General features: G+C 51.5%; 12 protein-coding genes. 9 read left to right on the top strand and 3 right to left on the bottom strand.

What is annotated here, in order from left to right; translation table 11 throughout:
- Positions 1 to 44: 44 nt before the first annotated feature.
- Positions 45 to 3,380 carry an Ig-like domain-containing protein gene (locus tag AC04MQ_RS08060; RefSeq protein WP_475391800.1) on the bottom strand — a complete coding sequence of 1,112 codons (3,336 nt, stop codon included), beginning with the start codon at positions 3,378 to 3,380 and terminating at the stop codon, positions 45 to 47.
- Between the two features lie 176 nt (positions 3,381 to 3,556).
- Between AC04MQ_RS08060 and AC04MQ_RS08055 the strand changes: the two genes are divergently transcribed.
- From AC04MQ_RS08055 to AC04MQ_RS08045, 3 genes are read left to right on the top strand one after another with little or no spacing between them, the layout of a single operon-like run.
- Positions 3,557 to 3,994, top strand: a complete 438-nt coding sequence (locus tag AC04MQ_RS08055; RefSeq protein WP_475391799.1) for a pentapeptide repeat-containing protein — start codon at positions 3,557 to 3,559, stop codon at positions 3,992 to 3,994.
- On the top strand, positions 3,991 to 5,142 hold the full coding sequence (locus tag AC04MQ_RS08050; RefSeq protein WP_015091918.1) for a hypothetical protein: 1,152 nt from the start codon (positions 3,991 to 3,993) through the stop codon (positions 5,140 to 5,142). The genes AC04MQ_RS08055 and AC04MQ_RS08050 overlap by 4 nt, the downstream gene beginning before the upstream one ends.
- Positions 5,139 to 6,410: an outer membrane protein assembly factor BamB family protein gene (locus AC04MQ_RS08045; protein WP_015091919.1), complete on the top strand. Its 1,272-nt coding sequence runs from the start codon at positions 5,139 to 5,141 to the stop codon at positions 6,408 to 6,410. Before AC04MQ_RS08050 ends, AC04MQ_RS08045 begins: the two co-directional genes overlap by 4 nt.
- On the opposite strand, the gene AC04MQ_RS08040 is transcribed toward AC04MQ_RS08045, so the two are convergent.
- The gene (locus tag AC04MQ_RS08040; protein ID WP_015091920.1) at positions 6,400 to 7,032 is read right to left on the bottom strand and encodes a hypothetical protein; all 633 of its coding nucleotides are present in this window, start codon (positions 7,030 to 7,032) and stop codon (positions 6,400 to 6,402) included. The genes AC04MQ_RS08045 and AC04MQ_RS08040 overlap by 11 nt on opposite strands.
- A gap of 125 nt (positions 7,033 to 7,157) precedes the next feature.
- Here AC04MQ_RS08040 and AC04MQ_RS08035 point away from each other — a divergent pair, with 125 nt between their 5' ends.
- The 6 genes from AC04MQ_RS08035 to AC04MQ_RS08010 all read left to right on the top strand — a co-directional run bounded on the left by AC04MQ_RS08035 (position 7,158) and on the right by AC04MQ_RS08010 (position 12,939).
- On the top strand, positions 7,158 to 7,781 hold the full coding sequence (locus AC04MQ_RS08035; RefSeq protein ID WP_475391798.1) for a hypothetical protein: 624 nt from the start codon (positions 7,158 to 7,160) through the stop codon (positions 7,779 to 7,781).
- A gap of 138 nt (positions 7,782 to 7,919) precedes the next feature.
- The gene (locus AC04MQ_RS08030; protein ID WP_080602418.1) at positions 7,920 to 9,737 is read left to right on the top strand and encodes a hypothetical protein; all 1,818 of its coding nucleotides are present in this window, start codon (positions 7,920 to 7,922) and stop codon (positions 9,735 to 9,737) included.
- Positions 9,738 to 9,845: 108 nt separating this feature from the next.
- Positions 9,846 to 10,178: a pentapeptide repeat-containing protein gene (locus AC04MQ_RS08025; RefSeq protein WP_475391797.1), complete on the top strand. Its 333-nt coding sequence runs from the start codon at positions 9,846 to 9,848 to the stop codon at positions 10,176 to 10,178.
- The gene (locus AC04MQ_RS08020; RefSeq protein ID WP_015091924.1) at positions 10,175 to 11,398 is read left to right on the top strand and encodes a hypothetical protein; all 1,224 of its coding nucleotides are present in this window, start codon (positions 10,175 to 10,177) and stop codon (positions 11,396 to 11,398) included. The genes AC04MQ_RS08025 and AC04MQ_RS08020 overlap by 4 nt, the downstream gene beginning before the upstream one ends.
- A 96-nt stretch (positions 11,399 to 11,494) precedes the next feature.
- Entirely contained in the window at positions 11,495 to 12,148 is a 654-nt protein-coding gene (locus AC04MQ_RS08015) for a hypothetical protein (protein ID WP_015091925.1), read from the top strand.
- 26 nt (positions 12,149 to 12,174) lie between these two features.
- The gene (locus AC04MQ_RS08010; RefSeq protein WP_015091926.1) at positions 12,175 to 12,939 is read left to right on the top strand and encodes a substrate-binding periplasmic protein; all 765 of its coding nucleotides are present in this window, start codon (positions 12,175 to 12,177) and stop codon (positions 12,937 to 12,939) included.
- Positions 12,940 to 12,950: 11 nt separating this feature from the next.
- On the opposite strand, the gene AC04MQ_RS08005 is transcribed toward AC04MQ_RS08010, so the two are convergent.
- The gene (locus tag AC04MQ_RS08005; RefSeq protein WP_015091927.1) at positions 12,951 to 13,280 is read right to left on the bottom strand and encodes an HNH endonuclease; all 330 of its coding nucleotides are present in this window, start codon (positions 13,278 to 13,280) and stop codon (positions 12,951 to 12,953) included.
- Between the last annotated feature and the right edge of the window lie 66 nt (positions 13,281 to 13,346).

Genomic DNA, 13,346 nt, shown 5'->3' with positions numbered 1-13,346 from the left:
AAAAAGGGGGTCTGGAAGGGTCTAAAAACCCCCCTTTTTCATAGCTATCGATAGGCTTTTCCGCGCCCATTTGACCAGATTTTCAACCCGGATGGACTGTTAACGTTCTGGCTGGCTGTGGAAGAGTAGGTCAACACACGATTGTTGATATCTGTGTCGCTCGCCACATTTGAAAGATAGGTTCCTGAAATATCATTCCACACGCAACCGGCAATCTGACTGCCGCCACCTGGAACAATTGAAATCGCAATATCAGCAGGCACACTGACGGCATTGGGAACTTCGATCGCGGCTCCCCCATTACCACCGTTGTAGCCATTGGTATCGGTGTTGAGATTTCCAGCATCGTTCATATCCGCAAGACCACCGGATCCACCACCACCGCCGAAGTGACCGCCAGCGCCTCCGCCACCAAAGGTGATATCACAAGCTCCGGCACCACCGCCAAAGCCCGCGCCGAATCCTCCGCGCCCAAAGAACGCTTCGCCGGGATTGTTTCCCAATGCAGAACCAATCAAACAAGTGCTTCCACCCTGACCGGCAGCCCCTTGAGTGCGCGCCACTCCGTTGGAAGGAGTGTAATCACCAGCTGGAGATGCGCCACCAGCAACTCCTGTGGCAGGAGATCCGCCGGTACCACCACTGGAAGCTCCGACTGTCCCGCTCACCGCGGCAGTTGCGGGTCCTTCCCCCGCGCCTCCGGCACCGCCTGCACCGACATCACTGTTGTCCGTGCCTCCGCGACCGCCGCCGCCGCCACCACCATAGATCATTCCGTTGTTCAAGATCGTGACGTTGGCGTACTGGGCCTCCACTTTGAATGCTGTTCCTCCGTGCTGCCCCATGCGCAATGCACCTGCAGTTGCTGCCGGAGCAAGCCCGCCCGCACCGGCAGCACCAATGATCAATCCATCATTGATCAAACGAACCCGCGCAGTGGCCGCCAAGGATCCCGTGCGCATTGCTGGCAAAGCGGGATCATTGCTGGACACTTTCACTGTCGGATTCACGCGCACCACAAATGTACGAGTCGACGCGGCCACGGCGGCACTGTACTGAGCCACAGCCTGATCATAAATATTATAGTTCAAAGTGTCGGCAGCAATCGGAGCCAGCACCACGGCATCGGTCATTGAAACGGCAATACTTGCCACAGCTGATTCATTGCTACCACCACCGTTATCACGCACCTTCACAGTCACTGTGGCCGAAGCATCAACGCCCGCACTGGCTGACAGGTTCACCGTCAGATTACCATCCCCCACGCGTGTCTGCGTGCAATCCACAGTCAGGCGCGAAGTGTTGGAGTTGGTGCAGATCAATTCCAGATTCTGAGTGTTTTCATTGGCGGGCCCCACATCCACCGTCAACGAGAAGCTTGAAGGCGTTGCCGACCCCGGCGTCAGCAGGATTTCATGTGTCGTGGGAATCGACGTGATCACTGGCGCATCATTCACCGGCTGCACGATGATGGCAATTTCCTGCTCGACCACCGAGTTCCCCGCTGCATTGCCGTCATCAAACTGAATCCTGGCGTAACAAGTTCCGAAGTATTCGGCCCGCGGCTTGATACTGACAGCGCCTGTAGCAGCACTGATCACAAAGTCGGTCGCAGGTGTCACGACCACGGAAGTGTCATTACAAGCAGTACCGGTCAAACCCGTATAGTCCAGGGAATAAGTGCCCAAGCCCTCATCCAAAGAACTTACACCCGCGGCAGTGAGCACATCCACCAAAGCCGAGAACAAGGGATCATCCTCAGTCAGTACAGCCGGTGTTCCGATCGTCAGCGTCGGTTCTGTGTTTGCAATTGTGATATCGATAAACTGAACATCACTGGCACTTTGAGGATCTTCAGCATGAATAGCCAAACGGCAGGTTCCCACGTCATCATCATCTGGTGTCCCGTTGATCGTCACCACGCGACCATTGCCGGAAGGTGTTGCCGTCAACCAGGTGCACGTATCTGAAACATCCCGGGACACCGTCACTGTTTCAGGATCCGGGTCGGTTACTGCCACGATGCAGTTGTATTCATCATCTTCATCGACATTGGCTGAACATGGAGTCAAACCTGCGGCAATCGCAGGAGCATCCTGAACGTTATTCACCGTAATGGCCACATCCGCATAACCCGTCGAAGGAAACGCATCCGTCAAAGCGATACGAATCTGACAGACACCTTGATAGTCTGCCGCCGGCTGGAACGAAAACGCCCCGGTCACCGGGTCAATGCTATAGTTTGTCACGACTGGCGCCATCGCGTGATCTTCACAACGATCCCCGGCCACGGTCGGCGTCACCAATGCATAAGTGCTGCCCGCCTCTTCGATGGAAGAAACATTGGCGCCGGAAATCACTTCGGCCAAAGCCGCATCTTCAGAAATACTGTAAGGTCCGCCGGTAACATTGATGATCGGTGCCGAATTGGTTACTTCCAGCTCCCAGGCAAAGATCGCAGATTGTCCTGCGACGTCATCTTCAGCATACACCGCCACATGACAGGTGGTTCCCACTTCCGCGGCTGAAGGTGTGCCCGTCACCGCGCCGGTATTGGCATCAATTCCCAGCCAAGGTCCGCAGGTGGTTGCACCGTCCAGATGATAAGTTAGGGTCAATGGTGATGGCAGATCCACATCTATCGCATTAATACCGCAGGCATAGGCATAGTTTTCACCGATACTGCCGGCACAGGCCAAAGTCGTAATTACCGGCACATCATTCACCGCCTGCAAATCCAAAGTCACTGTGACCGTTGCTGATTCATTTCCGGCGCGATCCACAACCTTGTAAGTGAATGTGTCATCAATGTCGTTATTTAAAGAAGGAATGTAGGTGCAGTTTAAAACACTGCTGCCACCACAGCCGGACAACGAACCGCGCGTCGGGGCTGTGACAATCTGAATTTTGTACTGATCATTGTCACTGGGTGAGTTTAAAACAAACGGACCTGCGGTGTCTTCAGTCACCAACTCCATCTGATCCGCCCCGGCCACCGGAGGCTGATCATCAATCAGGAACGAACCCAATTGCAAAGTTTCACGGGCATCTCGCACCACAGCTATCAGCCGCAAGTGGTGTGTGCTGCCATCAGCCAAATGAGAAATATCCCAATCATAGGCACCCGAGTTGGACATGCGCTCCTGAATCACCAGCCAGGTGTTGCCACCGTCGGCGGAAGCTTCCAGCTTCAAATAATCAGGTGGAATATCCGCATCCGCTGTCGACCAGCGCACCGGCACCAAAGATGTGGACTTATAGGCGGCATTCAAGCTTTGAGTTTGAGTAAGCTTACTTGTAAGAATAGCCAGATCGGCGTTCATACACGCCGAAAGCGACAGAAGCATGATGATGGTCAATCCAAGACGTACAGTACTCATCTTATATATTATCGGATTATTCTGGTAAAACTGGATTGTTTTGATATTAAAAAGGTGCCATCATTTATCTCACAATGAGAAATCGGTTTTATTCGGAATATCTTTTCATTGCCTTACTCTGGACCAGTGGTGCCCAAGCCACTTCGCTCAGCGCTTCTCCCTGGAGCGGTCAAAAAATGGTTAATCTCGAATTTAACCAAAGAGCCCTGGCCTACGCACAGGTGATCAATGCCACTTTCAAAGACAGCTCTTTGGCGCAAAACACGTGGATGCAGATCGCATTGACCAACACACGATTTGAAAACACCCGCATTATGGGCACCCAGAGCAACCGTTCTGAGTTCACTGACGTTGAGTTTGTGGATTCAAACCTCAGCGGACTGAAGTGCGATCTTTGCCGGTTCACGAATTCGACATTCAGAAAGGTCCGTCTGGATGGCGCCCGCTTTCTGGGTGGCACCTTCAGTAACACACGGTTTATAAATTCCGACCTCAGCCGCGCTGACTTTGTTGGTGTCAGGTTTGAAAGCTGCTCAGTGGATGCTGCGACGGCAAAGACAGTTCATCCTGCAATGCTGAAAAAATGGAACCTGCCGATTCTGGAGCAGCCATGAAAGAGCTGCTGAAGTCCCGGGCTCTGCAAATGTATGGTGCATTGCTGGCTTTGACTCATGTGCTGTCGGCGTACTTCTGGATGGACCGATCGCTGGATCTGGTGGTCCAAAGTGCCGACAGATCCTCGTCACTATGCTGGCCGTTTTTGCCCTATTGTGAAAGCCTGCGTTTTTTAAACTCCGGAACAGCATCGACCTATCTGCAGATTTATGCGGGACTGGGTTTGTTTACGGCCGTTCTATTTCTGACAAAAAAGATCAAACCCGCGTATGGCTTACTGCTGGCATTATTGGGAATGAAGCTTTATTTTACCAGCCTGTCTTATGGACTGATGGGGAACTATCACTACATGAGCTTCTTTGTGCAGGTGGCGTTCCTGTTCCTGCCACACAAAACCACAGTGATTCCGTTCTTTATCGGAATCTTTTACTGGGGCGCCGGGATTCTGAAGCTGGATCCCGAATGGCTTTCCGGTGTGTCTTTGATTCATCCCAGTTTTCTGCCGGCCCCTTTGCAGCACGCAAGCTTGATCTATGCCGTGATCCTGGAATGCATCCTGGTCGTGGGGCTTTTCAGCCAGCGCCCTTGGATTCGCTATCTGACATTGGCGCAGTTTGTGTTATTCCATGCTTTTTCCTGGCATATCGTGGGCTACTTCTATCCCCTGACCATGCTGTTACTGCTGGGGATTTTCATACTGGTTCCCCTGTACCAGGAATCATGGCAGGCGTTTTGGGATGAAAGCCTGCAAAACAAAAAGTCCGCCGTGATCCTGACTGTGGCCCTGGCTCTGCTGCAGATACTCCCCTTGCTTCTGGTAAAAGACAGTGCCGCTTCGGGAGCACCAAGGTTGATGTCCTTAAACATGCTGGATGCCCGCATGGAATGCGACACTCTGTTGATTCGCCATCAGGACAGAGCCGAGGAAGTGTATAATCCCTTTGTGAAAGCCCCGTCCACCCGGACGCAGTGTGACCCGCTGGTGTTTCTTTCCCAGATTGAATCTTTGTGCCAAAACTCCGGTGAAAATTTTGATTTCTGGATGCAGTCCCGTCGCACCACCGAATTCCAGATGCAAACCCGTCTGATCGTGCGCGATGTGTGCAAAAAATCCCGTGTGGAACTGATCTGGGCGGAGGTGCTATGAAATCCGCCTTATTTGGGATCTACTGTATTGTCATACTGGGGCTGCTGATTCGGGCCGAATTCAACACCCTGCCTTTGCTGGAAAAGGACCTGGGTTTTCAGCAACTTCATTCACCAGTTCACGGGGCCACCCTGACTTACGAATTGAGTTCGCGGGAAGTCCGTTCCCCGCAGTCCACCTATCGCGGAAATGCCAATCGTTCTGGTCTGGCGATTTCATCAGGGGATCACTTCAAAGCCTTTCAACTAAAGTGGCAGGTGCCGCAGTTAAACAACGGCATCCACCGGGCCAGCAAAAGCTCGCCGGCCGTGGATGACCAGGGCTTTTACGTCGCTGATGACACCGGTTTTTTAAGAGCCTATGACTGGACTGGATCGCTGCGCTGGCAGTTTTATTCAGGCGTGAGTTCCCGCGGAATTCACTCCACCCCACTGACGGACGAAGACAGTGTGTATGTGGGTGACTATGCCGGATACCTATTCAGCCTGAACAAAGACACCGGTGCCATCCGCTGGATCACCAAGACCGGCGTCACTATTGGTTCATCGCCCTTCATGAAGGACGGCATCCTGTACGTCGGAATTGAACTGGCAAAACCCGATGGCTATCTGCTGGCGATTTCCGCCCGCGACGGAAAGTGGCTGTGGACATCACCCTTGATCGGTAACCACCCCCATTCGTCGCCAGCGCTAAACCTTCCACACGGCCTGATTCTGATGGGTTCCAACACCGGAGCGATGCAGGCCTACGAACTGAAGAACGGAAAGGCAAGATGGGGCTTTGCCACCGGCAGCGACATCAAGTGTGCGGCATTGATTCACGGTGATCGTGCTTACTTCAGTTCCTGGGATGGTTTTATTTATGCCATCAAAGCTGATACCGGAGCTTTGATTTGGAAAACCGAACTGGACAAAGGCGGCAGCATGAGCTGCCCTTCAATCAATGCTGACGGAACTGTGCTGGCCATCACAGGTTTTATGAAAAATTTTGTGCTGGAAACATCCGGTGGAAAAATTCTTTGGGAAAAAGCCATTGCCGGCCGCACATCACGGGCACAGGCAAGTCCCTTGATCATTTCATATGCTCATCAGCAGTCTGTAGTGATGTTATGTGAAAACAGAAAAGTCTGTATTTATGATTTAAAAGACGCCCGGGAACTTCAGTCCCTGACATTAACCGGGGACTTTTCCGGTTCGCCGGTTTATTTTAAAAATCATCTTTTTCTGGCGACAACCGGTCCGGATGGACTGCTGATATTTACTCAATAGCGGCACCACCGGCGCCCAGACGAAGTTTGTAACCGTTCTTCTCAACCACCACACTGCCAAATTGGGAACCCACTGTCCCCGTCATCTGCCAGCCGCTGGGATGTGTCGCCACAGTCACCTCGCCACCAGAACTGACGATACGAGTGGCCTCTTTCACGACGGCATCAAATAACAGGTCTTTTTCAGCGTTGAAGCCGCCAAGATTGGTCACCTGCAAAGTTTTGATTCCAGGCTCCGAAGATCGAATACTGCAAACCGAAAAACCAAAATCATCGCTCGGGGTACAAACCACCGGGACCGTGCCCAGCCCTTTAATCACGGTGAACTGGGGAACATAGCCCGCAACCACGGTATTATCTGAATTCATCAGCTGAATCGCAAATTGAAGTTCGGTGACTCCATCGGCTTTACCGGTAGGACCGACCAAAATTTCTGACTTTGCAAAATCACTGATCGAGGGATCAGTGACGACACCGGCAATAGGTTGTTTGTTGGTGATATCAATTCCCGGCGGCAGTTTTGGGCCGCGCAAACCTGCCAAATCCTGCAGACTGGCTTCGATTGAACAGCCGGTCAGCAGTAAAAGCAGTGGTAAAAGATTTATCGCAAGGTTCCGAAACATTCCAATGCCCCCGATTATCTGTCTATTATATCGGCAGGATTGCGGACTTTCTGTAGATTACATCAGGTTTAGAATCCAGCCCCAATTCAAGAAAACTTTCGAAACATCCGAAATATCAAAGATCTATGAATATTCGGAACGTCATACTCATCATTCTTGGGACAGTTGGAATCTCCGTTCTATCGGTGATTATCACCCTGCGTATGACTCAAACCAAAACAGAACCCACACCGCAAATCGTTCAGCTTCCACAACAAAATTTGCCGGCCCCACAGCTTCCATCAAACCCCGCAGCTCCAGCAAAGCTGCCGCCGAACCCTGCACTGACAGCCGCAAAAGAAAAAACAACTGCCGCCAATTCGGATGCCGGAATGAGTTTCGAGGCTGCAGCCATTCCCAAAGAATTCCAGCGCGGACCTGTCGAGCAGAAACCCTTATCCCCAGACGGTATCATCAGCAGCCTGATGAAAGACACTCCAGCCTGTCATGACGAATACAAAGAGCATTGCACGAAAAATCGCTTTTTAGCAGAACATCCGCTGGCTTGCCTGCGCAGTAAAAAAGAACAGCTGTCACGGGCCTGCTTCAATCAACTGGCAGCGGTGCGCGACCGATTCCATCAGGAATGTGGCGATGACATCAAAAGATTCTGCCCGAATGAAGCCAGCTATTTTGTTTGTTTGAAAAAACGCCTGTCCGAATTGTCTCCTTCCTGTAAAAGCAACATCGCAAAGTCCTCGCGCCAATAGTGTCTCGCGCTGAAACAAGATCTGTATAAATTGGTAATGCTTTATCACCTGATTAATGTAGTTGGGAAAATAACCCGATAAATAAGGTATTGAGCGACTATTCGACCTTGTATTGAACGTTTTGGAAGGACATAAGGTATGGAATTCTCAACTCTTAAAAGAGCCGTCACAATCGCGCTGTTATGCGCGACCTCTACTGCCTTTGCCAATGTCTCACTGACTGAAGTGCCCCAGGGACTTACCGTCCAGGGTCGCATCATTCAACCCAACGGGCTTCCGTTGGAAGACTCTCATGTGGCCTTCAATATCAAAGTTCTTTCCCCAGGATCCGAGTCCTGCGTGCTGTTTGAAGAAAACCGCACAGTCAATATGACCAACAGCAAAGGGATCATCAACTTCACTTTGGGAAGCGGTGAAAATGGTGCCACCGTCGTGAACACCGGTCCGCTGCTGCCCATTCATCAGGTCCTGAAAAATTCCTCTGCTATCAATGGACTGACTGCATGTGCCGCGGGTTACACCGCCTATGTTCCGCAGCCGGGTGACGCCCGTAAAGTTCGGGTCACTTTCACCGTAGGTGCCGACACCATCACGTTGTCTCCGGATTTCCAGATGCGTTCAGTTCCATATGCCCTGGAATCTGAAAATGCCGTGGCTTTGGGCGGAAAAAAAGCCGCTGATTTTATTCAAGCTTCGTTAAATGTGACTCAGGAAAAGGCCGACACCTTGTTCCTGCCAGCCAACTTTGATGGCCTGCTTTCGCTTCTGAATCCGGCGGCCTCCCCGCCTTCGGTGGGCTCTATCGGTATTCCTTCTTCTGATGGTACGGCTGCGCCTCCGGCACGCGATGGTCTTATGCGCTATGACGAAAACACACAGACCGTGCAAGTTTCCGTCGGCGGGCAGTGGCAGCCCATTGTCACCGGCAACACCACTGTCGGTTCTTCCAATATTGCTGACGGATCCATCGGCACCGCGGATCTGGCATCCAATTCTGTGACCGCAGCACAAATCAGCAGCAATGCCGTCACGACGGATAAAATTCTGGATGAAGCCATTACTTCAGATAAATTGATGAACATGTCGGTGACCAACTCCAAAATTGCCGATGGCGCCATCACGTTCAATAAAATTGCCAACGGTGCCATCAGCACTTCCAAAATTGTCGATTCCGCCATCACCTCCGCTAAGATTCTGGATGGCAGTATTGTCACGGCGGATATGGCCGATTCTGCTATCACCAGTTCCAAGATCGCTGACGGTACGATTGTGACTTCTGATGTGGCTGACTCGGCCGTCACCAGTGCCAAGATTGATGATGGCACCATTGTCACTGCAGATCTGGCGAACAACGCCATCACGACAGCAAAGATTGCCGATGGCAACGTGACTGACGCGAAAATCAATTCTGTTTCTGGCAGTAAAGTCACCGGCAACATTCCCGGCAATGCGGCTGGCTTCAACGGAGCCTTAAGCGGTGACGTCACTGGCGGCCAAAGTTCCACCGTGGTCACCGCCCTGCAAGGACGCTCTATTGCGAACGTCGGGCCGGGCGCAGGCCAGGTTTTGAAATGGAATGGTTCTCAGTGGACACCACAAACAGACAATAACTCTGGTGGTACCATCACCAGTGTGGGTGCCGGCACAGGGTTGACCGGCGGTGGTTCTTCCGGAGCCGTTTCACTTGGCCTGACCAATACTGGGGTCGGTGCCGGATGGTACGGAAGCTCTACTGTCATTCCGACATTCTATGTGGATTCTCAGGGACGCATCACGGCTGTCAGCAACGTGGCAGCGGCGGCTGGTGCCGCCTGCGGAGGAACTCCCCACGGCCGAATCACCCTGGCCGTCAACTGTGGTTCCGCAGCTGTGACTCAATGTCTGAACGGTGGCAACGTTTCAATTGGCACGGTACTGGTTCCCAACGGGTGCGACGGTGACGGCGACGGTTTCTAAACGGTGAAAGCACTGACTTCTTATTATCTCATCATTTGCGTGGTCATTCTGGGGGGATACTTTCTTCCCCATGGCCACGAGCTGTTTCCAGCTCCCAAAATTCGCACATTGAATTTTCCGTCTGTGGAACAAACTTTCAATCCCGCTTTGCCGGTGCTGGCCCCCGGAGCCGTACCCCAATTCCCGGCGGCTGAAATCGTCTTGCAGGAAAATCTTTTTGCGCCCTTTGTGGTGTTACGCGACCAGGATCTTTCAGCCAAAAATCTTTCAAAATCCAACCTGAGCTTTGCAGACTTGCGTGGCGCCAACCTGAAAGGCACCAATCTTTCCCAGGCTCTGCTTTATGGAAGCCAGTTGGATGGAGCCTTGTTCGACTCTGGCACTCGCCTGCCGTTTTCATCGGAAACCGCGCGGTCTTTGGGAATGCGAGAGCAAAGATGAAAACCTTAAAGTCTGAATTGCTCAAACAGCCTGCCCTGTGGATGGTGGGTGTTATCTTAAGTCTGGAACATCTGCTGACAGTTTTTTTCTGGCTGACGGAAAGACCGTTGCTGCTGATTCTTTCCCCGTCCACACCGTCCGTGTGCTGGCCTCTGTTTTCACAATGTGAAACCTTCAAACCCAGTCCTGAAATATTGCAGATACTTCTGGCCACCTATGCCGTGCTGGCCTTGGCTTCAGCGGCGCTCTGGGGCCTTAAGAAAAAATCTCAAGGGGCCATCACGCTGCTATGGGTTCTTTTGTTCATTAAGTCCGCTTTCATTCTGCAGGACTATCGCCTGACCGGGAACTATCATTATATCCCCACTCTGTTGACGCTGGCATTTTTGCTGATCCCGGATCGTGCGCGCTCACTGCCGATGACTTTCTTCGTTCTCTATTTCACTGCCGGGTTACTAAAACTAAATCCGCAATGGCTGGGTGGCTCTTCCATCAACGAACGACTGTTCCCGTCGGTATTCACCGATCTGGGTGTCTGGTATGTCCTGGTGCTGGAGCTGGGCTTGATCTTTCTGCTTTTTGCGAAAAAGGACCGCTGGTTCTATTTCGTTTTTGCGCAGCTTGTATTGTTTCATCTGTATTCCTGGCATTTGACCCGGTTCTTCTATCCTTCGGTGATGCTGCTGCTTTTGGGAATCCCACTGGTCACCCGGCCGCTGGTGTCTGAATGGACTATTTCCGACACGTTCAAAAAAGTCTTCGCCACACGAAGCGCGGCAGTCCTGACCGTGATTTTCCTGTCTTTGCAACTGCCGCAGTATTATCTGCCGGGAGATGCCGCTTTAACGGGCGAAGGCCGTATGTATGCCTTGATCATGTATGATGGCCGTGTGCAGTGTGAACCCCATGTGACCTTATGGAAAAAAGATCAAAGCAAAGAAACCGTACCACTGACGCCACCCTGGCTGATGACCCGCACGGCTTGTGATCCGTTGGTTTATATGCGGTTGTCTGAACATATCTGCCAATGGGTGACCAAAGATCCAGCAGTTCTTCAGGCGGACCTGACGGTACCGGTCCGCTATCAAGGTGAAACCCAGTGGCAACCTTTGGTTTCCGCCACTGACATCTGTAAGAAGCCGCTGACCTATTCAAGCTTCTTCCCCAATTCGTGGATTGCGAAGTTTCAGAAGGACTTTCAGATAAATGGGTCCAAGTGACCTGCTTCATCACTGTTAAAAAAATTTATTCACAGATTTTGGGCACTTCTGTATGTAACTTGGCAAGAACGATGGCTTGTGCATAAACTAAGATCTATGCAGTCGTCATCCGGGCTCAGTCGCCATGCACGTTTTAAAATACTGAGTGAAAACATCAGTGCCATTATCGAAGAAGAAGGACTTCTGGTTCGTCCCTATGGGCACGCCACGCTTCCGTACTTCAATCTACTTTCCATCGAAGAACAAGAACGCGTCCTGAAAGACATCCTGACCTTCTTTCAAGTGTGCACCGATGTAAAATCCCAGGGCAGCAGTTTGAAAGACACCCGGCTGTTCACGGAAAAAGCGATCGCGCGTATTGGGGTGACCGCAGATCCGGCAATTCTGGATTTGATAGAACCCCATCATTTGATTGAGATTTACACTCAATCACAGACCCAGATTTTCCGCAGTCTGAAGTTTTTCGAAGTATGCAGCTATTCACTTGAGGATCTGTACTGCCGCAAGTGGTATCACCTGTACCAGCGCACCCCTGAAGATCAGGAAAAACTTGAGGCGGAAATAGGGCTTTATTATTCCAACAGCCCCCTGCGCACGATAAAAGGGACTGCTCCAGAACACACCATCCGAGCAACCACTTCGCTGGAGCGAAATGAAATCATTACGCAAATTCTGTGGTTCAGCCCTCTGTTTTCCAACACCAAAGAAGATTCCTACATCCTCACGGTGGCCACTAGCCGTCTTCCATAATATAGAATACTCCCGGAGGAGTTCCCATGACAGCTATAGCAAAGCTGGCGCTTTTGATTCTGGCGTTAGCCGCAAACATGGCCCATGCGACCAGTAAAAAAACCATCACTCTGATCACTCACGAGGCACCTCCCTATATGTCAGAATCTCTGCCCGATCAGGGGGCGGTTTTCTATGCCCTTCGCCAGGTCTTTAAAAAATCCGGTTTTGATCTGAAAGTCACCTTCGCCCCGTCCTGGGTGCGGGCCAAAATGAATGCCCTCAAAGACAAAGAGGTGGATGGCTACGCCCCTTTTCGCACAGTCGAAAATTCAGACGTATTTGAATTTTCAGATTTTGTGTTTGAAAGCCCCTGGGTCATTGCCGAACGCAAAGAAAAGCCCATCGTCTGGAACCACATGCGCGATCTGAGCAAATACGTCGCAGGGAATGTTCAAGGTGTGGAGTTGCGCCCCGGAGTCAAAGAACTGGCCGATCAAGGCCAGCTGAAGATCGAAACCACCACCAGCCAGAATAACAACATCCTGAAGCTCGCAACCAAACGGGTGGACTTTGTCTTTACTGACTTTTATGTCTTTCGCTATCTAATGGCAACTGATCCAAGTCTGAAACCATACCGGGCAAGACTGCAGCTGAATGCCAAGCCCATCGTCATTGAACGCTATGGTGCCGCCCTTAAAAAGTCGCCGCATTCGGCAGCTCTGATTAAAACCCTGAATGAAAATTCAGCAGAATTCAAAAAGCACATCGATGATTATCTGACACGCATTGAAAAAGAAAACGCCCACTAAAGGGCGTTTTTTTATTCCTGACTGTCGTCGTCGGATTCTGGTGTCGGCGCTGAGGAACTTTTTAACTCCTCCAAAGCCATTTCCGCCCGGGTTTTATAACCCTTTTTGCTGTTGCAGTCCTTACAGGACGGAACGCAATTGTTCTTGTTGGATTTGCCCCCGCGGGCGATCGGGATCAGGTGATCCATTGTGAGATCGGCCGGTTTGAAACGTTCACCGCAGTGATAACACAGACCTTTGCCCAGCTCCTGCTTCCACCATTGGCTTTGGCGCAGCTCGCGAGCCTTGGCTTTTTCACGTTTTTGATGCTCCGGAGGAGCCGCCGAAAAGAAGTAATCCATTGCCCCGGTTATAACGTATGAAACTGGACCTCGCAAGCCCCTGACTGAACTCAATTTTAGGCCCTT

The sequence above is a fragment of the Bdellovibrio sp. MYbb2 genome, from assembly GCF_056175685.1.
This window is presented reverse-complemented; position numbering and strand designations above follow the sequence as displayed.